Below are 22,518 nucleotides of genomic sequence, written 5' to 3' on the forward strand. Positions count from 1 at the left end.
CCGGTACGAGGGGTACGGGCGAAGGCGATCCGAATCTCTAGTGGTGCCGGCACACCGAGCCGGCCGGAGGGAAAGCGATGGGTAGGACACTCGCGGAGAAGGTCTGGGACGACCACGTCGTCCGGCGCGCCGAGGGCGAGCCCGACCTCCTCTTCATCGATCTGCACCTGCTGCACGAGGTGACCAGCCCGCAGGCCTTCGACGGCCTCCGCAAGGGTGGCCGCCGGGTGCGGCGGCTCGACCTCACCATCGCCACCGAGGATCACAACACCCCGACCCTCGACATCGACAAGCCCATCGCCGACCCGGTCTCCCGGGTCCAGCTGGAGACGCTGCGCAAGAACGCCGCCGAGTTCGGCGTGCGCCTGCACTCCCTGGGCGACGTCGAGCAGGGCGTCGTCCACGTCGTCGGCCCGCAGCTGGGTCTGACCCAGCCCGGCATGACGGTCGTCTGTGGCGACTCCCACACCTCCACGCACGGCGCCTTCGGCGGCCTGGCCTTCGGCATCGGCACCTCGCAGGTCGAGCACGTGCTGGCCACCCAGACGCTGCCGCTGGCCCGCCCCAAGACCATGGCCATCACGGTCGACGGCGAGCTGCCCGACGGCGTCACCGCCAAGGACCTGATCCTCGCCATCATCGCGAGGATCGGCACCGGCGGCGGCCAGGGCTACGTCCTGGAGTACCGCGGCTCCGCCATCGAGAAACTGTCGATGGAAGCCCGCATGACCATCTGCAACATGTCGATCGAGGCCGGCGCCCGCGCGGGCATGATCGCCCCGGACGAGACCACCTTCGCCTACCTGGAGGGCCGCGAGCACGCCCCCAAGGGCGAGGACTGGGACGCCGCGGTCGCGTACTGGAAGACGCTGAAGTCGGACGACGACGCGGTCTTCGACGCCGAGGTCGTCATCAAGGCCGACGAGCTGTCCCCGTTCGTCACCTGGGGCACCAACCCGGGCCAGGGCGCCCCGCTTTCCGCGAACGTCCCCGACCCCGCTTCGTACGAAGACGCCTCGGAGCGCCTGGCCGCCGAAAAGGCCCTGGAGTACATGGGGTTGGAGGCCGGCCAGTCGCTGCGCGACATCAAGGTCGACACCGTCTTCGTAGGCTCCTGCACCAACGGCCGCATCGAGGACCTGCGGGCCGCCGCCGAGATCCTCAAGGGCCGCAAGGTCGCCGACGGTGTGCGCGCGCTGATCGTGCCCGGCTCCGCCCGGGTCGGCCTGCAGGCCGTCTCCGAGGGCCTGGACAAGGTCTTCAAGGAGGCCGGCGCCGAATGGCGGCACGCGGGCTGCTCCATGTGCCTGGGCATGAACCCGGACCAACTCGCGCCCGGCGAGCGCTCCGCGTCCACGTCCAACCGCAACTTCGAGGGCCGGCAGGGCAAGGGCGGCCGTACGCACCTGGTCTCGCCCCAGGTCGCCGCCGCCACCGCCGTGCTGGGCCACCTGGCCTCGCCCGCCGACCTGTCCGACGCCCCCGTCGCCGCTGGAGTCTGATCAGTCATGGAAGCATTCACCACGCACACCGGCCGGGCCGTCCCGCTGCGCCGCAGCAACGTCGACACCGACCAGATCATCCCTGCTCACTGGCTCAAGAAGGTCACGCGGGACGGGTTCGAGGACGGGCTGTTCGAGGCCTGGCGCAAGGACCCCGAGTTCGTGCTGAACCGGCCGGAGCGCGAGGGCGCCACCGTCCTGGTCGCCGGCCCCGACTTCGGCACCGGCTCCTCCCGTGAGCACGCCGTCTGGGCGCTGCAGAACTACGGCTTCAAGGCCGTCATCTCCTCCCGCTTCGCCGACATCTTCCGCGGGAACTCGCTGAAGAACGGCCTGCTGACCGTCATCCTCGACCAGAAGATCGTGGACGAGCTCTGGGCGCTGGTCGAGAAGGACCCCCAGGCCGAGATCACGGTCGACCTCGAGGCGTGCGAGGTGCGCGCCGAGGGCGTCACCGCGCCGTTCGAGCTCGACGAGAACTCCCGCTGGCGCCTGCTGAACGGTCTGGACGACATCAGCATCACGCTGCAGAACGAGCCGGACATCGCCGCCTACGAGGCGAAGCGCCCCTCCTTCAAGCCGCAGACCATCCAGGGCTGACCCTCTGGGCCCGGCGGCGGACTGATCTGCTGCCGGGCAAGGCATATTCAGGCCACATCTGAAGGGCCCCGTACCCCCAATCGAGCATCGGTTGGGGGTACTTCCATGTCCGGCCCCGGGAGCCCTCCACGGGCCCGTTCGAGGCCCTCCGGGCGTGCTCAACTCCCCTGAACCGCAAGGGTGTTCGGCGAAAACAAGGGTTCGAGCGCCGTATCCGGCGATGGGCCGACCGGAGGACCCAGAAGCCCCTTGTGGCGCGGGAGTTACCCCCTGCGGAGGCGACAACTCGCCCCAGATGGCACAATCTGTGCATGGGACACGACGGCCAACTCCAGCTGTACACGGCGGTCGCGGACCAGCTCAAGGAAGCGCACTCCCGAGTGCGCGCACTGCAAGTCCCGGAGGGCGTACGGATGGCGCTGACCCGGAAGCTGCTGGTCATTACGGCCGCGGCCAAACACGATCTCGCCGGAGCGGCAAGGCGGCTGGAGCGATTCATGGCGGACCTCGACGACTTCGAAGAGGGTTCGTCCACCGAAGAAGAACTCTGAGGCAGTCGAGTCCGTTGCGGCACAAGGGTGATTAGCCCGTTTCGCGTTTGATTTGCGGTATATATCTGCCTAACGTGCGAAAAGCCGGGCCGAAAGAGATTCGTTCCGGCAATGTCTCCGAAGGGGAAGACGTGAACAAGGCGCAGCTCGTAGAAGCGATTGCCGACAAGGTGGGCGGCCGTCAGCAGGCCGCTGACGCCGTGGACGCCGTACTCGACGCCATCGTCCGTGCCGTGGTCGCCGGCGACCGCGTCTCGGTCACCGGTTTCGGCTCGTTCGAGAAGGTCGACCGCCCCGCCCGGTACGCCCGTAACCCGCAGACGGGTGAGCGCGTCCGGGTCAAGAAGACGTCCGTGCCCCGGTTCCGCGCGGGCCAGGGCTTCAAGGACCTCGTCGCGGGTTCGAAGAAGCTCCCGAAGAACGATGTCGCGGTCAAGAAGGCGCCCAAGGGCAGCCTGACCGGCGGCGCTTCGGCGACGGTCAAGAAGGCCGCGGCCAAGAAGACCACCGCGGCCGCGAAGAAGGCGGCGGCCAAGAAGGCGACGCCGGCGAAGAAGACGACGGCCGCCGCGAAGAAGGCCGCCACCGCCAAGAAGACGACGGCGAAGAAGACGACCGCCAAGAAGGCCACGGCGACCGCCAAGAAGACCACGGCCGCCGCGAAGAAGACGACCGCCAAGAAGGCGGCTCCGGCCAAGAAGGCCGCCACCGCCAAGAAGACGGCGCCCGCCAAGAAGGCCACGGCCAAGAAGGCGCCCGCCAAGAAGTCGACGGCGCGCAAGACGACCGCCAAGAAGGCCACCGCCCGCAAGAAGTAAGGGCCGACGCCACCCAGGGCTGCTCACACGCCGGGCCGGACTCCGTCAGGGGAGTCCGGCCCGCGGCGTTTGCGCAGTTCAGAAGGTCTGCGGTCCAGAAGTTCTGCGGTTCAGAAGGTCTGCAGGGTCACCAGTGTGATGCGGCGGGCCTCGGCCTCGCCCTCCGTCTCGATGCGCACCCGCTGGCCGGGACGCAGCAGCCGCAGGCCGCCCGCGTCGAACGCGGCGGCGTCGAAGGGCACCGGGGTGCCGTCGTCCAGAAGGACGCTGCCGGAACGGGACTCGGAGTCGTACGTGTACGCGGTGGCCTGCATACCCGCAGCGTACTCAGTGCGTACTCAGTCCACGAGCAGGAGTCCCGCGGTGGCCCGGGCCGTGTGCGGGCCCACGCCGAGCGCCAGCGCGGCCCGCAGATCCTCACCCGTGTCGACGTCCTGGCGCACGGAATCGACCCCGGCCGGCGAAAGTTCCACCGCCCCCGAGGCCGTGTGCCGAGCGCGCGAGGCGCCGCCGAATGCGGGCCGCAATTCCCTTCCCGGGCCCGCGGCCAGGAACGTCGTACCGATTCCGGCGGCATCCGGCAGAAAAGCCCGCGGAAAAGCACCGGCCGTGGCGAGCACCTCCGCCAATTCGGCGGGGCGCAGCGCGGGCAGATCGGCGTTGAGCGCCGCGATCGGGGTCGTGGGGTGCCATGCGCGCACGGCGGCGGCGCCGTGCGCGAGCGCGGCGTTGAGGCCGGCGCCGGGGGAGTCGGGCAGAATGCGGGCGCCGAGCGCCGAGAGCGCGGCCCCGGCCCGCTCGTCGTCCGTGACGACCACCACATCCCCGACCCTCGCGCAGGCCGCCGCCGCGGCCACCGTGTCCTGCGCGAACGCGAGCGCGAGGCCGGGCCGCAGGGCGTCCCCCGCGGCCGGTGCCAGCCTGCTCTTCGCCCGCATCAGGGGTTTCAGCGGTATCACCAGGGTCCACTGCACCCGCCCATTGTGACCTGTGCACGTCGTGTGGTGGATGAAAAGCGCTGGTGCGCACAGGTCCGCACAAGGGCGGTGGCGCGAGACGGGTGGGCGTACGGTGTTCTCGACAGACCGGTGGCCTGGGGCGACACTTGTGCGGCCCGGACAGGTACCGCCTGCCAGGTCCTAGAGGAAGGTGTCCGAGTGTCCCGCCGCAGAATCGGCTTCTGGTACCGCTTCGCCGCGGTCCTCTGCAAACCACCACTGGTCGTTCTGTTCAAGCGGGACTGGCGCGGAATGGAGCACATTCCGGCGGACGGCGGATTTATCACCGCGGTCAACCACAATTCCCATCTGGACCCGTTCCTGTACGCCCATTTCCAGTACAACACCGGACGAGTCCCGCGATTCCTCGCGAAGCACGGCCTCTTCAAGAAGGGGTTCGTGGGAGCCGCCATGCGCGGCACCGGGCAGATTCCCGTCTATCGCGAGTCCACGAACGCGCTGAGCGCCTTCCGTGCCGCGATCGACGCCGTGGAGCGCGGTGAGTGCGTCGCCTTCTATCCCGAGGGCACGCTGACCCGGGATCCCGAACTGTGGCCGATGATCGGCAAGACCGGCGTCGCCCGCGTGGCCCTGCAGACGAAATGCCCCGTCGTCCCCGTCGGCCAGTGGGGCGCCACCGAGGCCCTCGCCCCGTACGCGAAGAAGCCGCATTTCTTCCCGCGCAAGACGCACCACGTGCTGGCCGGTGAGCCCGTCGATCTCTCCGCGTACTACGACCGGGAGATCACGCCCGAGCTTCTGAAAGAGGCCACCGAGGCGATCATGGTCGCGATCACCGCCCTCGTCGCGGAGCTGCGCGGCGAGCCGGCCCCGGAGAAGCGTTTCGACCCGCGTGAGGCGCGCATCGAGCAGCGCCGCAAGTCCCGTTCGGACAGCGCGGGTTCGGCCTCCGCGTCCGGCCGTGCCGTCAAGGAGAGCGAGAAGTGACCCGACCCGTGAAGGCCGCCGTCTTCGGCACCGGTTCGTGGGGCACGGCCTTCGGCATGGTGCTCGCCGACGCGGGGTGCGACGTCACCCTCTGGGGCCGCCGAGCCGAGCTCGCCGAGGCCGTCAACTCCACGCGGACCAACCCGGATTACCTGCCCGGCGTCGAGCTCCCCGAGAACCTGCGGGCGACCACCGACGCGGCCGAGGCCGCCGCCGGCGCCGACTTCACCGTCCTCGCCGTGCCCTCGCAGACCCTGCGTGGCAACCTCGCCGCCTGGACGCCGCTCCTCGCCCCCGACACCGTCCTCGTCTCACTGATGAAGGGCGTCGAGCTCGGTTCCGCCATGCGGATGAGCGAGGTCATCGAGGACGTCACCAAGGTCGGCGAGGACCGCGTCGCGATCGTCACCGGCCCCAACCTCGCCCGCGAGATCGCCGCCCGCCAGCCGGCCGCCGCGGTCGTCGCCTGCCGTGACGAAGCGGTCGCACAGCGTCTCCAAGTCGCCTGTCACACCCCGTACTTCAGGCCCTACACCGAGACGGACGTGGTCGGCTGCGAGCTCGGCGGAGCGGTCAAGAACGTCATCGGGCTCGCCGTCGGCATCGCCGACGGCATGGGCCTCGGGGACAACACGAAGGGCTCGCTGATCACCCGCGGCCTCGCCGAGACCGCGCGCCTCGGCGTCGCGCTGGGCGCCGACCCGCTGACCTTCTCCGGGCTCGCGGGCCTCGGCGACCTCGTCGCCACCTGCTCCTCGCCGCTCTCGCGCAATCACACCTTCGGCACCAACCTCGGCAAGGGCATGACGCTCGAGGAGACCATCGCGGTCACCAAGCAGACCGCCGAGGGCGTCAAGTCCTGCGAGTCCGTGCTCGACCTGGCGCGCCGCCACGGCGTCGACATGCCCATCACGGAGACCGTCGTCGGCATCGTCCACGAGGGGAAGCCGCCGGTCGTCGCCCTGAAGGAGCTCATGTCGCGCTCCGCCAAGCCCGAACGACGCTGAGCGACGGCCGTTGCGGGCGCTGACTCTCGAACTACCAGCAGGTACGCTCAACGCGATATGAGCAGCGAGAACCTCCCCCAGAGCCCCGCATCCGCCCTGTCGGGCGTTTCGTCGAGCGGGCAGAAGCCGCGCGTGGCCGTCGTCTTCGGCGGCCGCAGCTCCGAGCACGGTGTCTCCGTCGTCACGGCGGGCGCCGTGCTGCGCGCCATCGACCGGTCCAAGTACGACGTGCTGCCCATCGGCATCACGCGCGAGGGCCGCTGGGCGCTGACCTCGGACGACCCGGAGCGGATGGCCATCGCCGACCGCAAGGTGCCGGACGTCGCCGACCTGGCCGAGTCGCCCGAGGGCGGCGTGGTCCTCCCCGTCGACCCGGCCTCCCGCGAGGTCGTCTACAACGAGCCGGGCTCCGTGCCCAAGGTCCTCGGCGACGTCGACGTGGTCTTCCCCGTGCTGCACGGCCCCTACGGCGAGGACGGCACGATCCAGGGTCTCCTGGACCTGTCCGGCACCCCGTACGTCGGCTGTGGTGTGCTCTCCTCGGCCGTCGGCCAGGACAAGGAGTACATGAAGCGCATCTTCACCTCCTTCGGTCTCAAGGTCGGCCCCTACCTGGTGATCCGCCCCCGCGAGTGGGAGAACGACCAGGAGGGCGCCCGCCGCCGCATCGCCGACTTCGTGGGCGAGCAGGGCTGGCCGCTGTTCATCAAGCCCGCCCGCGCCGGCTCCTCGATCGGCATCACCAAGATCGACTCCTTCGATGGCCTCGACGAGGCCATCGAGACCGCTCGCGCCCACGACCCCAAGGTCATCGTCGAGGCGGGGCTCGTCGGCCGCGAGATCGAGTGCGGCGTCCTCGAGTTCGAGGACGGCCCGCGCGCCTCGCTCCCCGCCGAGATCCCGCCCGTGCAGTCGCACGACTTCTACGACTTCGAGGCGAAGTACATCGACTCGGCGGCCGGCATCGTGCCCGCGCCGCTGACCGACGAGGAGACCGCCGAGGTCCAGCGGCTGGCCGTCGCCGCGTTCGACGCGGTGTCCTGTGAGGGGATCGTCCGGGCGGACTTCTTCCTCACGGAGGACGGCGAGTTCGTCATCAACGAGATCAACACCCTGCCCGGCTTCACGCCCATCTCCATGTACCCCCGGATGTGGCAGGAGTCCGGCGTCAGCTACCCGGAGCTCGTCGACCGCCTCCTCGAAGCGGCCCTGCGCCGCTCGACGGGCCTGCGCTAGGCCTCCGGCCGGGGCGGGGATCGCGGGGCGGGGCGAGTCAGGGCGTGCGGGCCGGCGAATGTCGCCGGCCCGCCTCTCCGGGGGCAGCCCTGCGCTGAGGGAGGGCGGGGCCCGTCCCGTCCGCATCGGTGCTTGTCCGCGGGGCGGCGGGGGCTTGTCGCGCGCCGCGACGGAGCCGCTGATGTCACCGGCCCGTGCCCCTGGAGATGCGCACTCCGTGCGGCAGCTCCTGAGGGCCTCACGCCCTTAGGCCGTCATGTCCTCAGGGCCTCGCGCCCTTAGGCCGTCATGCCCTCAGGGTCTCACGCCCTCAGGGCCTCACGCCCTCAGGCCGTCGCGCCCTCAGGGTCTCGCGCCCTCAGACCGTCACGGCCTCAGACGGTCACGGCCTCAGACGGTCACGTCCTCAGGGCCTCACGCCCTTAGGTCGTCACGCCCTTAGGTAGTCACGGCCTCAGGTCCCGGCGGGGGAGTGGCGGGTCGGGGTGCTTCAGTCGGCGATCCCCTTGGGGATCGCCTTCTTGACGGGCGCAGCCAGGTCCACCAGCGGGCCCGCGCCCCCCTGCGCGACCTGGTCCTTGGGTATCGTCACCTCGACGTACGCCAGACGCGACCCCGTCGTCATCCGCTGCGAGCCGTCCTTCAGCTCCTCGACGATCCACTCGACCCCGTCGACCGTCGCGGGCATGCTGTCCTTCTTCAGGACCGCGTCAGGCCACGCCACGCCACAGCGCAGTATGATCGCCGGGCTTCCCCACGCCGCGGTCAGCTCGGAGCGCGGCTCGGGATCGTTGCGCTCGAGTCCGTCGATCTTCTGCGGCAGCAGTTCGTGCAGATTCCGGCACAGCCCGGTGACCTTCGCGTCCGGCTTGGGAACCGGCACCTCGGGCGTGTCATCCGTTGAAGCACAGCCCGAAACGGCGACGAACAGCAGTGACAGGGCGGGGAGCCCGACGAGAAGACGGCGCCGGTGACGGAAAGAGTTCACCGGCACAGGGTAGACGGGGGCTACAGGTGGACGACCGGGCAGGTCAGGGTGCGGGTGATGCCGTCCACCTGCTGGACCTTGGCGACCACCATGCGCCCCAGATCGTCGACCGTGTCGGCCTGAGCCCGCACGATGACGTCATAGGGGCCGGTGACATCCTCGGCCTGAATGACTCCTGGAATCTTCCCGATCAGCTCGGCGACAGTCGACGCCTTGCCTACTTCGGTCTGAATCAGGATGTACGCCTGTACCACGGAACCTCCAGGGCGACCACGAGGATCATGTGGGGAGAAGGGACGCCACGGTATCGCGTCGCCGCTCCTCGCGGGGAGACCCGGGGCGTCTGTGGCGTACCCACCGTGTACGCGCGGCAAGCACACAGGGATCGAGAAGGCGGGCTCGTGACGGAAACCGTGACGGAAACAGCGGGCAAGCCCGTGACAGAAACCGTACCCATGACAAGGACGGCCCGCGACCTCGCGCGGTCCGGGGCACAAGGCCCCGTCGACCGCCGGCGGACCCGGGCGGAAGGGGCAGTACGCGCATGAAGGGCACCGTCGGCGAGCTGGGGGAGTTCGGGCTCATCCGAGAACTGACCTCGCGGCTCACCACCACCCCGGCCGTCCGCGTCGGGCCGGGCGACGACGCCGCCGTGGTCGCGGCGCCGGACCGCCGCGTCGTCGCCAGCACGGACATCCTGCTGGAGAACCGGCACTTCCGGCGCGACTGGTCCACCGCGTACGACGTCGGCCGCAAGGCAGCCGCCCAGAACCTGGCCGACATCGCCGCGATGGGCGCCGTGCCCACCGCGCTGCTGCTCGGCCTCGTCGTCCCCGCGGAACTGCCCGCCTCCTGGCCGTCGGAACTGATGGACGGCCTGCGCGACGAGTGCCAGGTCGCCGGCGCCGCGGTGGTCGGCGGCGACGTCGTCCGCGGCGACACCATCACCGTCGCCATCACCGCACTCGGCGACCTGCGCAACCACGAGCCCGTGACCCGCGCCGGCGCACAGCCCGGCGACGTCGTGGCCGTCACCGGCTGGCTCGGCTGGTCCGCCGCCGGGTACGCCGTGCTGTCCCGCGGCTTCCGCTCCCCGCGCGCCTTCGTGGAGGCCCACCGCCGCCCCGAGCCGCCGTACCACGCGGGCCCCGCCGCGGCCGGACTCGGCGCCACCGCCATGTGCGACGTCAGCGACGGCCTCATCGCCGACCTCGGCCACATCGCGGAGGCGAGCAAGGTCCGCATCGACATCAAGTCCGGCAAGGTCGACGTCCCCTCGCAGATGAACGACATCGGCCAGGCCGTCGGCGTCGACCCCCTGCAGTGGGTGCTCACCGGCGGCGAGGACCACGCCATCGTGGCCACCTTCCCGCCCGACGTGAAGCTCCCGGCCCGCTGGAAGGTCATCGGCGAGGTCCTCAACCCCTCCGCACTGCCCCAGGTGACCGTCGACGGAGCCCCCTGGACCAGCAAGGGCGGCTGGGACCACTTCGGCGACGACCCCACCACGGGCGGCGGCCCGGGCAACGGCCTCGGCGGTGCGAACGGCTCCGGCGGTCCGGGCGGCTCCGGCGGCCTCGGCGGATTCGGCGGGGAGATCGAGTCGTGACCGCCCCCGAAGCGGCCCCGGCGCACCCCAGCCCCGTACGCGTCCTGACCGTCGCCGGGTCCGACTCCGGCGGCGGGGCCGGCATCCAGGCCGACCTCAAGACGATGCTCGCCCTCGGCACCCACGGCATGAGCGTGATCACCGCCGTCACCGCCCAGAACTCGCTCGGCGTCCAGGGAGCCTGGGAGCTCCCCGTGGACGCGGTGCGTGCCCAGTACCGCAGCGTCGTCGACGACATCGGCGTCCAGGCCGTCAAGACCGGCATGCTCGCCTCGCCCGAACTCGTCGAATGCGTCGCCGACTTGCTCGCCGGCACGGACGCGCCCGTGGTCGTCGACCCCGTCGGCGTGTCCAAGCACGGCGACGCGCTGCTCGCCGCGACGGCCCTGGACGCCGTCCGCACCAAGCTCCTGCCGACCGCCACGGTGGCGACCCCGAACCTCGACGAGGTGGCCCAACTCACCGGGATCCATGTCGAGTCGGAGGACGGCATGCGCCGCGCCGCCGACGCCGTGCTCGCCTACGGGCCGCGCTGGGTGGTCATCAAGGGCGGACATCTGGGTCATGAGGCCTCCTCTTCGGGTACGGGCCTCGCCGGGGGATCCGACGAGGCGGTCGATCTGCTGACGGACGGGGTGCAAGAGCACTGGCTGCGGGCCCCGCGCCTCGACAACCGGCACACCCACGGCACGGGCTGCACCCTCGCCTCCGCGATCGCCGCGCAGCTGGCCAAGGGGCAGTCGGTGCCCGAGGCGGTGCGGGCCGCCAAGGAGTACGTGACCGGGGCGATCGCCGCCGGCTTCGCTCTGGGCGGCGGGATCGGCCCCGTGGATCACGGGTGGCGGCTGTCCACGCCGGTCGGGCGCGGCACGGACGCCTGAGTCGTTCTCTCCGGAGCCGGCATCGGCGCCGGGCCGGGTGCGTGCAGGGAGGCCGGCTCCGCGGACAGGACGTAGTCCTTCAGCGCCAGATTGCTGGCTGCCTTCTCCGTGATGCGCTTGAAGACACCGGCCAGCAGACGCGAACTGAGCATCCGGTACGCCCGGTCGCGGCTGCGTATCTTCTTCTCGGTGGGCGGCGCCAGGAACGGGCCCGCATTCCCGGACGTCTTCTGGCAGCCCTTCGCGTACTGCGTGATCTCCGCCTCGAAGGCCGCGAAGGCCGTGCGGTGGTCGCCGCGCGCCGCGACCAGCTCGCCCGCCAGGACATAGGCCGACACCAGCGCCGTGCCGGTACCGATGCCGCCCATGGTCGCCCCGTGCCCGGCGTCGCCGAGCAGGATCACCCGCCCCTTGGACAGCCGGTCGATGTGGATCTGGGCGATGGCGTCGAAGTACAGGTCGTCCGCCTGATCGAGCGCCTCGCGCATCTGCTCCACGTGCGGCCACGCGAGCCCGCGCAGCTTCTCCGCGACGATCCGCTTCTGCTCCGTGGCGTCCTTGCGGTCGTACGTGAGCTCCTCGGAGCTGAACACGACAGCCGCGCCCGCCCGATCCTGATCCCCGTCGTAGTTGCTGATCATCGCCGTGCGTCCCGGCTCCGTGTACAGCCGTGCGGTGCGGTCCAGGCCCAGGTGGTTGGGCATGTCGAACCCCGCGACGTAGTACCCGAGGAAGCGCAGGTAGCGGGACTCGTCGCCGAACACCAGCCGGCGCGTGTGCGAGTGCAGGCCGTCCGCGCCGATCACCAGGTCGACCGTGCGGGGAGCACCGTGGTCGAAGGTGACGTCCACCCCGGCCGGGGTCTCGGTGATCGAGGCGATCGAGTCGCCGAAGACGTACTCCACCGAGTCCTTGGTGCGCTCGTACAGGAGCTTGGAGAGATCACCGCGGAAGACCTCGACGTCGCCGCTCATCAGGTGCGCGGGCAGATCGACCCGCTCGCTGCCGTCCGCGTCGACGATGATCTGGCGGCCCATGTCGGTCTGGATGCGGTGCAGCTCGTCCCAGATGCCCATCCGGGTGAGGACGGTGCGGTGGACGTGCCCGCGGAAGTCGACCGCGAAGCCGCCCTCGCGCAGGGCCGGTGCCTTCTCCACGACCGTGACCCGGGCGCCCTGGCGGGAGAGCCAGAAGGCGATCGCGGGGCCGGCGATGCTGGCGCCGGAGACCAGGACGTCGAGGTGGGACAGCGAGGCGGAGGTCGTGGTCGTCTGCGTGTTCGTGTTCGTGGTCACGGTCATGGTCGTGTGCGTCTGCTTCGTCATGTCACCGAGCTTGCGGTTCGCCGCTTACCGTTCGCTTACCGTCGGCTGACCGTGCCTTACCGACCGCTGACCGCGCCACGATTCCCGCTCCTCGACGGCGCGTGACAGAGCCCACTGCCAGGTGGCCCGCGCGCCTCACGCCTCGCGAACGGCCGCCTCGCGCAGAGCGCTGCCGAGCTCGAAGGCCTTCTTGAACGTGTCGGGGGCGAGCAGCCGCCGGATCCGCCGCTCGACGGGCGTCACGTCGGGGTCGTCCACGATCAGCTGCCCGCGCAGGGCCGACGCAGCGCCGAGCAGCGTCGCGGCCTGCTCCGGTTCGGCAGCCCGGGCCGCCAGCGCCTCGGCCACCTCCGCCAGTTCGAGCTGCTGTGTCTGACCCCCGGTCGACAGCGTCCCGGCCTGGCGGAACCAGTCGTCGGCCTCGTCCGCGCGCCCCTCGGCCAGCGCCGTCCGGCCCAGGCCGAGGAAGATGCGCACGGTCTGGCCGACGCTGTACCAGGACCGGGCGCTCGTCTCGAGAGCGGACTCGTAGTGGGCGCGGGCCCCCGCCATGTCCCCGGCGAGGCGGGCGGCGTCGCCCAGGCCCCAGTGGGCACCCGCCACCTTGTCGTGCGCGCCGATGCCACGCGCCAGCTCGGCCGCCCGCGCGAAGTCCACCGCGGCTTCCGCGTGCCGCCCGCTGCGCAGCAGAACCGTGCCCCGTCGGCACAGCAGATCGGCCGTCTCCTCCGGTGCCGCCAGTTCGCGCGCGTAGGTGAGCGCCTCGTCGATCAGCTCCAGGGCGCGCGCCCGCTCCCCACGCCAGTCCGCGTACAGGCCCAACTGGTCCAGGGAGTTGGCCATGCCCCAGCGGTCGCCGCAGGCCCGGAACCCTTCCAGGGCCCGGGCGAACAGGGCCTCGGACGCCGTCGGCCGGCCCGCGAACTGCTCCTGGAAGCCGAGTCCGACGGCCAGCAGCGCCTGGCCCCAGGCGTCGTCGCCGACCTGGGCGCGCACCCGCTCGTCCTGCGAGCGCTCGGGGCCGACCGCCAGTGTCCACAGGACCACGGTGAAGGGGAGGCGCAGCTGCCGGTCGATCGTGGCCAGTACCCGGTCCGCCCGTACGAGCCGCTCGTCGTCGTCACCCGTCACCGCGTTGAGCCCGCAGAGGGCGTACTCCTCGTCGAGTCCGGGCGGCGGCGTCGGACCCACCGCGTCCAGGAGCTCGCGGGCGAGCCCGACGCGCTGACCGGCCAGGCCGTGCAGCCGCCAGAACCAGGACAGGGCCGCCATCAGCCTCAGTCCGTCCTCCGGCGCGCTGCGCACCAGGTGGCGCAGGGCCGCGTCCAGATCGTCGCGCTCGGCGGAGAGCCGGCTCAGCCAGGGAAGCTGCTCCCCGCCGCGCAGCAAGGGCTCGGCCTGCTCCGCGAGACGCAGGTAGTACGCGGCGTGGGCGTCCTTCAACGTGGCGAGCGTCTCGTCCGGCACCTGCTCGGCGCAGAAGGCGCGGATCGTCTCCAGCATTCCGTAGCGCCCGTCGGACGCGTCCAGGAACGACTTCTCGGCGAGCGAGGCCAGAAGATCCTCCGGGTAGGCGATGCCGCACACGGACTCCACCGCGTCCAGCGTCGCGCCGCCGGAGAGCCCGCCGCCGCTGAAGACCGTCAGCCGGCACGCAAGATCGCGCTCCTCGGCGTCGAGCAGCTCCCAGCTCCACTCGACGACCGCGCGCAGGGTTGCGGTGCCGGGGGGCCTTGGTGCGGTCACCGCGCGACAGGACCCGGAACCGGTCGCCGAGCCGCTCCGCCAGCTCCTCCACCGTCAGGGTGCGCAGCCGGGCGGCCGCCAGCTCGATGGCGAGAGGGAGTCCGTCCAGCGCCGCACAGATGCCGTCGATCGCCGCCACGCGCGCGGGGTCCTCCGCGGCCGCGTCGAAGTCGGGGCGCACGGTCGCCGCCCGGTCCCGGAAGAGCTGAGCCGCGGGACCCGCCGCCAGTGGCGGCACCGGGCACAGCGCCTCGCCGGTGATCCCCAGGGCCTCCCGGCTCGTCGCCAGGATCCGCACGCCAGGGCAGGCGCCCAGCAGCAGCCCCGCCACGCGGGCCGCGCCCTCGACGACGTGCTCGCAGTTGTCGAACACCAGCAGCGGTGTGCGCTCCTCCAGCACGGCGATCAACCGCTCGGTCGCGTCCGCGCTCTGCGGCCCCCGCAACCCTTCGCGGACGCCGAGGGCGGTGAGCACGGCGTACGGGATCTGCGCGCCGTCGGCGAGCGGGGCCAGCTCCACGTAGCAGACGTCGGGGCGGGGCCGGGCCGCCTCCATGGCCAGCCGTGTCTTGCCCGCGCCACCGGGACCCGTCAGTGTGACGAGCCGGGCCCCCGCCAGCAGCTCGTCGATCCGGGTCAGCTCCTCGGCCCGCCCCACGAACCGCGTCAGCTGCGCGGGCACACCCCGCTGCCGCTGCGGCTCCCCTCCTCGCAGCAGCTCCAGGTGGAGGGCCGAGAGCTCCGCCGACGGATCGGCGCCGAGCTCCTCCGCGAGGACGCTCCGCGCCTCCTCGTACGCGGCCAGCGCCTCCGCGGGACGGTCCGCCGCGTGCAGTGCGCGCATCAACAGGGCGTACAGCCGCTCGCTCAGCGGATGCCGGGCCAGCAGCTCACGGATCTCGGCGATCAGGTCCGGGCCCGCGCCCAAGGCGAGGTCGGCGGCGATCCGATCCTGCAGGGCGGTCAGCCGCAGCTCCGCGAGGCGCGGCAGCTCGTCCGGTGCCGGGCCGCGCCACAGCGCGAGGCCCTCCCGGAGCAGCGCCGCCGCACGCGCGTGATCGCCGGATGCCAGGGCCTGGCCGCCCTTGCGCGCGAGGCGCTCGAAACGGTGCACGTCCACCGCGTCACGGTCGGTCACGAGCCGGTATCCGGCGGGGCCCGTCTCGATCTTCAGGTCCAGCCGCTTGCGCAGCCGTGAGACCTGGGACTGCAGCGCGTTCGCCGCGTTCGCCGGGGGATTCTCGCCGTAGAGCCCGTCGATCAGGCGCTCCGGGGAGACGGTCCGGCCCGCGTCGAGCAGGAGCAGGGTCAGCAGGGCACGGGGACGCGGCCCTCCGGGGTCCAGAGGGCTTCCGTCGGGGGCCCGCACGTCGAGAGGGCCGAGGATGCCGAACCGCATGCGCAGAGTCTCGCAGCCGCCACTGACAGTCGTGCCCGAGACGGAGGATCTTGCCGGGGACCGGTGATGTGCCCGCGTGCGGACAAGAAAAAGCCGGCCCCCGAGGGGACCGGCTTTTTCAAGCAACCAGCGAGGTGGCCGCGCTACGCGTTACGTCAGCGCGAGACCTTGCCGGCCTTGATGCACGAGGTGCAGACGTTGAGCCGCTTCGGCGTCCGCCCGACCACTGCACGCACACGCTGGATGTTCGGGTTCCAGCGACGGGGCGTACGGCGGTGCGAGTGCGAAATGTTGTTGCCGAAGCCCGGCCCCTTGCCGCAGACGTCGCAGTTGGCAGCCACGGGTCACTCCAAAGACTTCAGATGCACTTACGGTTGATCCCGGCATGCCGGGATCGAGATCGGAGGATCTGAGTGGCGGTGCCAGGGGAGAGCCCGATGGATATCGGGCAACCGGAGCAGCATACAACGGCTGCTTCGGTAGAACGAAACTACCATGACCTGGCAGGAGGCTGCTCCGGCCGGGTGGACTCGGCCCTCTTCCTGACGAGCACTCCGGCGGGGTCTACGCTGCGATGCCAGTCCAGCTGTTCAAGGAGGCGCAGGTGCCGCAGGTGCCGCATGTGCTCGACGTCGTCGCGGTGCGCGCCTGGTGCTCACTCGCCCTGGAGGCGCTCGGGCGCGACCGTGCGGAGATCGACGCGATCAACGTGTATCCGGTCGCGGACGGGGACACCGGCACCAATCTCTACCTGACCGTCGAGTCCGCGCATCAGGCCGTGGAGGCCGTCTTCGCGGGGCTCGAAGCAGGTCCGGAGCCGGCCGGCCCGAGCCTGACCGAGGTCATGCGCGCGATGGCGCACGGCGCCCTGATCGGCGCGCGCGGGAACTCGGGGACGATCCTCGCCCAGCTGCTGCGCGGCATGGCCCAGGTCCTCGCCGGTGACGGCGTAAGTGACGCGGATCACGAGGCCGGGGCCGATGCGCGGGCGCTGCGTCTCGCCCTCCGTAGAGCCGCGGACTCCGCGCGGGACGCGGTCGCCCACCCTGTGGAGGGCACGGTGCTGACCGTGGCGCGGGCCGCCGCGGACGCCGCCGCGTTCGTGGAGGGAGACTGCGGGGCCGTCGTCCGCGCCGCCTATGAAGGCGCGTGCGCGGCTCTCGACGCGACACCGGAGCAGCTCGCCGTCCTGCGCACCGCAGGTGTCGTGGACGCGGGCGGGCGTGGACTCGTCGCCGTCCTGGGGGCGCTCAGCCAGGCCGTCTCCGGAGAGGCGGCGCCGCAGCACAAGAAGGCGCCCAGGGCCGCGGACGACACCCAAGGGGGAGCGGGCGGCCCCCTCGACTGCCCCGAGGAGCACGGGGGCACGGGACCCGCTTTCGAGGTGATCTACCTCCTGGAGGCCGAGGACAGCGCTGTCGCGCGACTGCGCACCCGGCTCGACGCCCTCGGCGACTCCCTGGTGGTCGTCGGCGGCGACGGCTTGTGGAACGTGCACGTCCATGTCGACGACGCCGGAGCCGCCGTGGAGGCCGGCGTGGAGGCCGGTCGCCCGTACCGCATCCGCATCACCCACTTCGGCCTCGGGGACGCGCACGCGGGCGGTGGCGCCACGCCGGCCCGTGAGCGGGCACAGCGGGCCGTCGTGGCCGTGGTGCCGGGCGACGGACTGGCCGGGCTCTACGCGGAGGCCGGTGCGACCACCGTTCCGGACCGGCCCGGCGAACCGCCCGCGAGCGGGGAGCTCGTCGACGCGATCCGCCGCGCCCACGCGCGCGAGGTGGTGCTGCTGCCGAACGACGCGGAGCTGCGCCACACCGCGGCCGCGGCGGCGGAGCAGGCCCGCTCCGAGGGCGTACGAGTCGCCCTGATCCCGACCCGGTCCGCGGTCCAGGGCATCGCCGCGCTCGCCGTGCACGAGCCCGACCGGCGCTTCGACGAGGACGTCGTCGCGATGACCTCGGCCGCCGGTGCGACCCGCTACGGCGAACTGACCGTCGCGGAACGGCAGTCGTGGACCATGGCCGGGATCTGCCAGGCCGGCGACGTCCTCGGTCTCATCGAGGGCGACGTGGCCGTCATCGGCAGCGAGGTCCCGGCCACCGCCCGCACGGTCCTGGACCGGATGCTCGCGGCCGGCGGGGAACTCGTCACCCTGGTCCTCGGCGACGAGGTCCCCGACGAGGTCGCCGAGAGCCTCGAACAGCACGTCCGCGAGACCTACCTGGCCGTCGACACGGTCGTGTACCGGGGCGGCCGGCAGTCGGCGCTGCTGCTCATCGGCGTCGAGTAGCGAGCCCTCCTCGTCGGCCGATGGCCGCGGTCCCGGACGAGGTCTACCCCCGGCGCGCCTCCAGGGTCTCCCGTGCCTCGTCCCGGGCCTCCTCGTCCCCGGCCGCCTCGAACGCCGCCGCCGCTCGCTCCAACTGCTCCTCCGTGTCCGGGGCGTCCCTGCGGCTCAGGAGCTGCGCGAACTGGCGGTGCGTGTGGCCCAGTTCGGAGAGCAGGAGCTCACGGTCGTCGTCGTCGGCGTCGGACAGGGCCGCCTCACACGCGGCGATCGCGGCCTCCATGCAGGCGCGCTCGGCGTCGGCGTCGGCGGAGTCCAGCCAGGCACGCGCGCGGAGGCAGCGCACCACCGCGCCCGTCTGCCCCAGCGAAGCCCACAGCTCGCCCGCGCGCACGTACGCGCGGTCGGCGTCCTCGGGCCGGCCGGCCCGGTCCAGCGCGTCGGCGGCGAGATTCGCGAGCATCGCGTGGTCGCGCTGCTCGGGCCAGTGCTGGGCCAGCTCGGCCGCCTTCAGCCACGCCTCGGCGGACTGCAGGTGCTCGCCCAGGGCGCGGGCGCAGTCACCGAGCCACCAGCGGGCCTGCACGATCGCCCCGTCGCCGTGATCGTCCGACGTCAGGTCGAGCAGCGCCGACTCCAGGACCTCGGCCGCCTCCGCGTGCCGGTCCTGGCCCAGAAGGTGGCCGCCCAGTTGGAAGCGGGCCCAGGCGCCGAGCCCGGCGCCGTCACCCACCTCGTCGGCCCAGTGCGTCGCCTCGAGGGCATGCTCCGACGCGGCCCGCGCGTCGCCACCGGCCGCGAGGATCTCTGCCAACTGGAGCTGCAGCTGCGCGACATCGTGCGGCTCCAGGGCACCCGCACCGTGCTCCAGGGCCGCCCGCAGCCGGCGCGCGCCCTCGTCGAGGTCGCCCCGCTCCCGGGCGAGACCGGCCAGCCGCATGTCGCAGTCCACGGCCGCCCACGGCCGCTCCGCCGCCAGATGCGCCTCCACCGCGCCCTCGTACAGGGCGCGCGCCCCCTCGTCGTCACCACGGTGCACCGCGATGTCACCGAGCATCGCCCGCGCGGAGGCCGCCTGGGAGGCGAGACGCGGCACGTCCTCGAACCGTTCGGCGAGGGCCAGCAGATCCCGTACGCACGCCTCGGCGGCCGCGATGTCCTCGTCCCCGGCGTGCCCCATCAGCAGGATGCGCGCCCGGCTCGTCAGCACGGCCGTCACCGGCCTGGCCGACTCCGCGGCCAGCTCCGCGAACCCGTCGAGCACCACCTGCTCGTACGGCTCCCGGATCGCCGCACGCGCCTCGTCCAGGCGTCCCGCGCGGGCCAGCGCGAACGCGCCACGCGCGCGTGCCGCACGGGCCTCCGCCGGATCGCCCGCCTCCTCGAACAGCGCGGCCGCGTGGTCGAAGCCCCCGACGGTGTCGTCGGAGTGGATCGCCGCGTAGTCGGCGATCTCCGCCTGGTCGCGGACCGTGAGCTCCAGGCTCTCGTCCTGCGCCGCACGCGCGGCAGCGGCCCAGGCACGGGCCGTCAGAGGGCCTCCTGTGGCCGCCGAGAGCCGCCGGGCCTCCGCGACCAGGGACGCGGCGTCCCGCGGCCGCGTGTCCGCCGGAGCGGCCGGCGCCACGGGCACGGTGACCGACGGGCGAGTGACACGCACGCCCAGCGGGAGCCGCTCCACCAGCGGCCGCTGGTCCATGCGCTCCCGCACCCGCCGGCTCACCACGTCCGTGCCGTTGCGCGCGTCGAAGCGCGCGGCGACCGCGAGTGCCTCCCCGCGCGCGTGCACGGCGAGTTCGGCCGCCGTCCAGTCGCGCCCGGCCGGACCCGGCACCCGCTGCTCACCCAGGCCCAGTGTGACCAGCCGGTCCATGACCAGGGCCGTCACCGCCAGGAAGTTCTTCAGGCCCTGCGGATCGCCGCTGTCCGTGAAGTACGCGGGCCGCTCCGCGAGCAGCTCCAGGGCCCGCGCCTCGTTGCCCGTCAGGGCGCAGAACTCGACGTGCGACGCGAACGCGCCCCGCATCGACTCCATCTGCCGCACCAGACGCAGCCCCCGCAGATGGTTGGCCCGCGCCTCCTCGGGACGCCCCAGCCGCAGCAGCGGCAGCAGCGACGAGGCCAGCGCGGCGTGCGGCTCATGGGCGCACGTCAGCTCGCCCGCCAGGACGCGGCCCCACAGCTCGAGGGCCCGCTCGTCATGGCGCAGATCCGCCTGACGCGCCCCCTGGCCGTTCAGCTCACAGGCGTGGCAGTCGGCCTTGTCGTCACGGTCCGCCGCCAGCCACGCGTCGTACGCGCGCGTGGCGCGCTCCTCGTCGCCCAGGTGGTCGGCGACGTAGAACTCGCTCATCCGGACGGCCCGTTCGGAATGGCCCGCCACCTTGTAGCGGTGGTCCATCTCGCCGAGCCACTTCTCTATGGAGGCGAGCGGGACGTGCGGCTGGTTCAGCATTCCGTTCGTCATCCACTTGAAGACCCAGTGCAACGAGTGCGCCTCGTAGCTGTCGAAGTCCTCCGGGTGCTCGTCCCACATGCGCAGCAGACGCGCGAAGGGGACGAACATCTTGTCCTTCTCCGAGCTGTAGTTGTACATCTGCAGCTGGTGGCTGAGCGCCTCGATGACGCCCAGCGGGACAGCGAGCTTCTCCGCCTCGGCGAGCAGCACCTCCGCGCGGGCGCCCCGCGCGGGCCCCTCCGGCTGCGCCGCGTTCTCCGCCATCGCGTGCCGCAGGGCGTCCAGATCCATGGTCGCGCTCATCGGGGGTCCTTTCCGGTGCCGGGGTGCGTGGCCCACTCCAGGAGGCCGATGAACGAACGGTTGAGGAGCGCGGAGTCGGCGGGACGCAGCGGGCGCTGCGCCATCAGCAGCGCCTGCCCGTACAGGGCCTCCGCCGCCGTGCCGATCAACTCCGGGTCGGCGAGCGAACTCACCCTGCGGATCAGCGGGTTGAGGTGGTTGAGCACCAGACGCGCGCGCGGCGCGCTGCCGCGCAGCGAGCCGAGAATGCCCGCCCACAGGTCGTCGGCCTGGGCCTCCGCCTCCGCGCGGGCCTGCTCGTGCCGGGCCGCACGGTCGTCCAGGTGCAGCGCCGGCACCGTCAGCGGATGGAAGGCCCGCAGGGCCACGTCGCAGCCCAGCGGATCGAGCTTGGCCCGCGCGGCCGCGAGGAAGCCCGCCAGGGCCAGCTCCTCCGCCGGGTCCACGGCGTCGAGATGCGCGGTGACCGTCTCCGCGTCCAGCTCGGCGACCGCCGTCCCCGGACGTACGGACGGCAGCGCCTCGACCAGATCGGCGTCATACGTGTAACCGCCGTTGACCACCCCGATGCCCTGCGCCGACGCGATCGGAGCGACCTGCCGGTACTCCTCCACGGTGCGCGTGAAGTGCACGACCGGGTGGCGCTGCGCGAACTCCTCCAGAGAGAGATGCCCGTCCGTCGTCTCGAACGGCAGCCACGGAAGCATCGTCCGCAGCATCTCCTTGTCGTGCCGCGCCAGGGACTTGACCCCCAGGTGATGCACGGAGAGGAAGGCCGACAGCCGCTCCGGGGAACCCGCCGCCAGCGAGGTCAGCCACTCCCGGATGCGCTCGCCCAGAGCCTCCCGCACGGCGGCCAGCGTCTCGTCGTCGTACAGCGACTCGCGCGACGCCGTCGGGCGCAGGCTGTCCGTGTCGATGACACAGCGCACGAAGAACGCCCAGTCGGGCAGCAGCTGATCGGCGCGCTCGGTGAGCAGCATGCCCTTCAGGTGCACCCGGTGGCTCGCGCGCTGCGCGGGACTGACCGCCTGCGGCAGCACGTGCGCGACGCCCCGGACACCGGCGAGCGGCACCTCCAGGTCGATCGAGTCGAGCGGCGTGAAGCCGAAGACCTCACGGCAGTGGCCCGCCAGGGCGACCCGGCGGGCGGCCGGACTCGCGTGCTCCCGGTCCCACACGGCCGGAAGGTCCGTCACGGCTGCGTCGCCCACCCGCACGTCGTACGGCAGCAGCGAGCCGAAGTCCCGGGCCAGGGACAGCACCCGCTCCTCGTCCAGCCACTCCGCCGCACCCGCGCGGGCCTCCAAATGCACCGTCGTGCCGGGCTCGGGACGTGCCGCGTCCGGCAGCGTGCGCACCGTGTACGAGCCGTCGTCGCGCGCCGTCCACTCGACCGGAGGCGCGTCGGGCGTCCGCGCGCTGCGGCTCACCACACGGATGCGCTCGGCGACCACGAAGCACGCGAGCAGCCCGATGCCGAACTGCCCGAGGAAATCCGCGCGGGCCGACTCCAGACCGTCGTCGCGCTTGGAACTGCGGCCGATCGTCGCCAGGAGACTGTGCACGTCCGCCTCGGACAGACCGATGCCGGAGTCCTCCACACGCAGCGACCCGGACCCGGCGGACAGCCGCACCGTGGCGGGGGAGCCGGGCTGCTCGGCGCGGCGGGCGGTGATCGCGTCCACCGCGTTCTGGAGCAGTTCGCGCAGGTAGACCTTGGGGCTGGAGTACAGGTGATGGGAGAGGAGGTCGACCAGACCACGCAGGTCGACCTGGAAGGTGTGCGGCGCCTGCGCGCCCGGGGACGTCTGTGAACTCTGTGAAGTCTGGGAATCCATCGTCGCTGCGCCGGTGGG

19 protein-coding genes and 1 pseudogene are annotated in these 22,518 nt (G+C 72.1%); 10 read left to right on the plus strand and 10 right to left on the minus strand.

The genetic code is table 11. The features are described from left to right. Nucleotides 1-77 precede the first annotated feature (77 nt). The 4 genes from leuC (at nt 78) to ACIBTU_RS28880 (ending at nt 3,471) form a co-directional block, all read left to right on the plus strand. A complete protein-coding gene (gene leuC / locus ACIBTU_RS28865; protein ID WP_399129451.1) occupies nt 78-1,502 on the plus strand; it encodes a 3-isopropylmalate dehydratase large subunit in 1,425 nt (474 codons plus the stop codon). A 6-nt stretch (nt 1,503-1,508) separates the two neighbouring features. Next, a complete protein-coding gene (gene leuD / locus ACIBTU_RS28870; RefSeq protein ID WP_399129452.1) occupies nt 1,509-2,102 on the plus strand; it encodes a 3-isopropylmalate dehydratase small subunit in 594 nt (197 codons plus the stop codon). Nucleotides 2,103-2,413: 311 nt separating this feature from the next. After that, the gene (locus ACIBTU_RS28875) at nt 2,414-2,653 is read left to right on the plus strand and encodes a hypothetical protein (protein WP_188336650.1); all 240 of its coding nucleotides are present in this window, start codon (nt 2,414-2,416) and stop codon (nt 2,651-2,653) included. Nucleotides 2,654-2,784: 131 nt separating this feature from the next. Further along, nucleotides 2,785-3,471: an HU family DNA-binding protein gene (locus ACIBTU_RS28880; RefSeq protein WP_399129453.1), complete on the plus strand. Its 687-nt coding sequence runs from the start codon at nt 2,785-2,787 to the stop codon at nt 3,469-3,471. 110 nt (nt 3,472-3,581) lie between these two features. Here the strand turns inward: ACIBTU_RS28880 and ACIBTU_RS28885 are convergent, their stop codons facing one another. Beyond that, nucleotides 3,582-3,785 (minus strand): hypothetical protein, encoded by a 204-nt coding sequence (locus ACIBTU_RS28885; RefSeq protein ID WP_399129454.1) that lies wholly within the window; start codon nt 3,783-3,785, stop codon nt 3,582-3,584. Between the two features lie 24 nt (nt 3,786-3,809). Then, the gene (cofC, locus tag ACIBTU_RS28890; protein ID WP_399129455.1) at nt 3,810-4,445 is read right to left on the minus strand and encodes a 2-phospho-L-lactate guanylyltransferase; all 636 of its coding nucleotides are present in this window, start codon (nt 4,443-4,445) and stop codon (nt 3,810-3,812) included. 183 nt (nt 4,446-4,628) lie between these two features. Here cofC and ACIBTU_RS28895 point away from each other — a divergent pair, with 183 nt between their 5' ends. Genes ACIBTU_RS28895 through ACIBTU_RS28905 form a run of 3 tightly spaced genes read left to right on the plus strand, consistent with a single transcriptional unit; the run spans nt 4,629 to nt 7,660 of the window. After that, a complete protein-coding gene (locus tag ACIBTU_RS28895; protein ID WP_399129456.1) occupies nt 4,629-5,417 on the plus strand; it encodes a lysophospholipid acyltransferase family protein in 789 nt (262 codons plus the stop codon). Further along, on the plus strand, nt 5,414-6,424 hold the full coding sequence (locus ACIBTU_RS28900) for an NAD(P)H-dependent glycerol-3-phosphate dehydrogenase (RefSeq protein ID WP_399129457.1): 1,011 nt from the start codon (nt 5,414-5,416) through the stop codon (nt 6,422-6,424). The genes ACIBTU_RS28895 and ACIBTU_RS28900 overlap by 4 nt, the downstream gene beginning before the upstream one ends. Nucleotides 6,425-6,481: 57 nt before the next feature. Then, nucleotides 6,482-7,660 carry a D-alanine--D-alanine ligase family protein gene (locus ACIBTU_RS28905; RefSeq protein WP_399129458.1) on the plus strand — a complete coding sequence of 393 codons (1,179 nt, stop codon included), beginning with the start codon at nt 6,482-6,484 and terminating at the stop codon, nt 7,658-7,660. A gap of 490 nt (nt 7,661-8,150) precedes the next feature. Here ACIBTU_RS28905 and ACIBTU_RS28910 read toward each other — a convergent pair whose 3' ends face one another. Further along, complete coding sequence (locus tag ACIBTU_RS28910) at nt 8,151-8,648, minus strand: DUF3515 domain-containing protein (RefSeq protein WP_399129613.1); 498 nt, start codon at nt 8,646-8,648, stop codon at nt 8,151-8,153. A 20-nt stretch (nt 8,649-8,668) separates the two neighbouring features. After that, entirely contained in the window at nt 8,669-8,902 is a 234-nt protein-coding gene (locus ACIBTU_RS28915; protein ID WP_037933238.1) for an Lrp/AsnC family transcriptional regulator, read from the minus strand. A 290-nt stretch (nt 8,903-9,192) separates the two neighbouring features. Here ACIBTU_RS28915 and ACIBTU_RS28920 point away from each other — a divergent pair, with 290 nt between their 5' ends. Then, nucleotides 9,193-10,257: a thiamine-phosphate kinase gene (locus tag ACIBTU_RS28920; RefSeq protein ID WP_399129459.1), complete on the plus strand. Its 1,065-nt coding sequence runs from the start codon at nt 9,193-9,195 to the stop codon at nt 10,255-10,257. Continuing rightward, nucleotides 10,254-11,138, plus strand: coding sequence for a bifunctional hydroxymethylpyrimidine kinase/phosphomethylpyrimidine kinase (gene thiD, locus ACIBTU_RS28925; protein ID WP_399129460.1), 885 nt, complete (start codon nt 10,254-10,256; stop codon nt 11,136-11,138). The genes ACIBTU_RS28920 and thiD overlap by 4 nt, the downstream gene beginning before the upstream one ends. Here the strand turns inward: thiD and ACIBTU_RS28930 are convergent. From ACIBTU_RS28930 to rpmB, 4 genes and pseudogenes are all read right to left on the minus strand, one after another. Next, complete coding sequence (locus ACIBTU_RS28930) at nt 11,090-12,439, minus strand: FAD-dependent monooxygenase (RefSeq protein WP_399129614.1); 1,350 nt, start codon at nt 12,437-12,439, stop codon at nt 11,090-11,092. The two genes, thiD and ACIBTU_RS28930, sit on opposite strands and share 49 nt — an antisense overlap. A 159-nt stretch (nt 12,440-12,598) precedes the next feature. Beyond that, the gene (locus tag ACIBTU_RS28935) at nt 12,599-14,209 is read right to left on the minus strand and encodes an ATP-binding protein (protein ID WP_399129461.1); all 1,611 of its coding nucleotides are present in this window, start codon (nt 14,207-14,209) and stop codon (nt 12,599-12,601) included. A gap of 772 nt (nt 14,210-14,981) precedes the next feature. Then, nucleotides 14,982-15,608, minus strand: a pseudogene (locus ACIBTU_RS28940) (BTAD domain-containing putative transcriptional regulator); the annotation flags it as partial. A 155-nt stretch (nt 15,609-15,763) separates the two neighbouring features. Then, nucleotides 15,764-15,949 carry a 50S ribosomal protein L28 gene (gene rpmB, locus ACIBTU_RS28945; protein ID WP_015036441.1) on the minus strand — a complete coding sequence of 62 codons (186 nt, stop codon included), beginning with the start codon at nt 15,947-15,949 and terminating at the stop codon, nt 15,764-15,766. 233 nt (nt 15,950-16,182) lie between these two features. Here rpmB and ACIBTU_RS28950 point away from each other — a divergent pair, with 233 nt between their 5' ends. Further along, the gene (locus ACIBTU_RS28950; RefSeq protein WP_399129462.1) at nt 16,183-17,901 is read left to right on the plus strand and encodes a DAK2 domain-containing protein; all 1,719 of its coding nucleotides are present in this window, start codon (nt 16,183-16,185) and stop codon (nt 17,899-17,901) included. A gap of 43 nt (nt 17,902-17,944) precedes the next feature. Here ACIBTU_RS28950 and ACIBTU_RS28955 read toward each other — a convergent pair whose 3' ends face one another. Together ACIBTU_RS28955 and ACIBTU_RS28960 are read right to left on the minus strand one after the other, a co-directional pair. Further along, entirely contained in the window at nt 17,945-20,659 is a 2,715-nt protein-coding gene (locus tag ACIBTU_RS28955) for a tetratricopeptide repeat protein (protein ID WP_399129463.1), read from the minus strand. After that, nucleotides 20,656-22,500 (minus strand): HSP90 family protein, encoded by a 1,845-nt coding sequence (locus ACIBTU_RS28960; protein ID WP_399129465.1) that lies wholly within the window; start codon nt 22,498-22,500, stop codon nt 20,656-20,658. Before ACIBTU_RS28960 ends, ACIBTU_RS28955 begins: the two co-directional genes overlap by 4 nt. Between the last annotated feature and the right edge of the window lie 18 nt (nt 22,501-22,518).

Source organism: Streptomyces sp. NPDC050145, assembly GCF_044460245.1.
Classification (GTDB): Bacteria; Actinomycetota; Actinomycetes; order Streptomycetales; family Streptomycetaceae; genus Streptomyces.

What these genes read in the sequence shown, in the direction of transcription:
- leuC (WP_399129451.1), top strand. Translation starts at nt 78, where the DNA reads ATGGGTAGGACACTCGCGGAGAAGGTCTGGGACGACCACGTCGTCCGG.
- leuD (WP_399129452.1), top strand. Translation starts at nt 1,509, where the DNA reads ATGGAAGCATTCACCACGCACACCGGCCGGGCCGTCCCGCTGCGCCGC.
- ACIBTU_RS28875 (WP_188336650.1), top strand. Translation starts at nt 2,414, where the DNA reads ATGGGACACGACGGCCAACTCCAGCTGTACACGGCGGTCGCGGACCAG.
- ACIBTU_RS28885 (WP_399129454.1), bottom strand. Translation starts at nt 3,785, where the DNA reads ATGCAGGCCACCGCGTACACGTACGACTCCGAGTCCCGTTCCGGCAGC.
- ACIBTU_RS28905 (WP_399129458.1), top strand. Translation starts at nt 6,482, where the DNA reads ATGAGCAGCGAGAACCTCCCCCAGAGCCCCGCATCCGCCCTGTCGGGC.
- ACIBTU_RS28920 (WP_399129459.1), top strand. Translation starts at nt 9,193, where the DNA reads ATGAAGGGCACCGTCGGCGAGCTGGGGGAGTTCGGGCTCATCCGAGAA.
- ACIBTU_RS28930 (WP_399129614.1), bottom strand. Translation starts at nt 12,439, where the DNA reads ATGACCGTGACCACGAACACGAACACGCAGACGACCACGACCTCCGCC.
- ACIBTU_RS28950 (WP_399129462.1), top strand. Translation starts at nt 16,183, where the DNA reads ATGCCAGTCCAGCTGTTCAAGGAGGCGCAGGTGCCGCAGGTGCCGCAT.
- ACIBTU_RS28955 (WP_399129463.1), bottom strand. Translation starts at nt 20,659, where the DNA reads ATGAGCGCGACCATGGATCTGGACGCCCTGCGGCACGCGATGGCGGAG.
- ACIBTU_RS28960 (WP_399129465.1), bottom strand. Translation starts at nt 22,500, where the DNA reads ATGGATTCCCAGACTTCACAGAGTTCACAGACGTCCCCGGGCGCGCAG.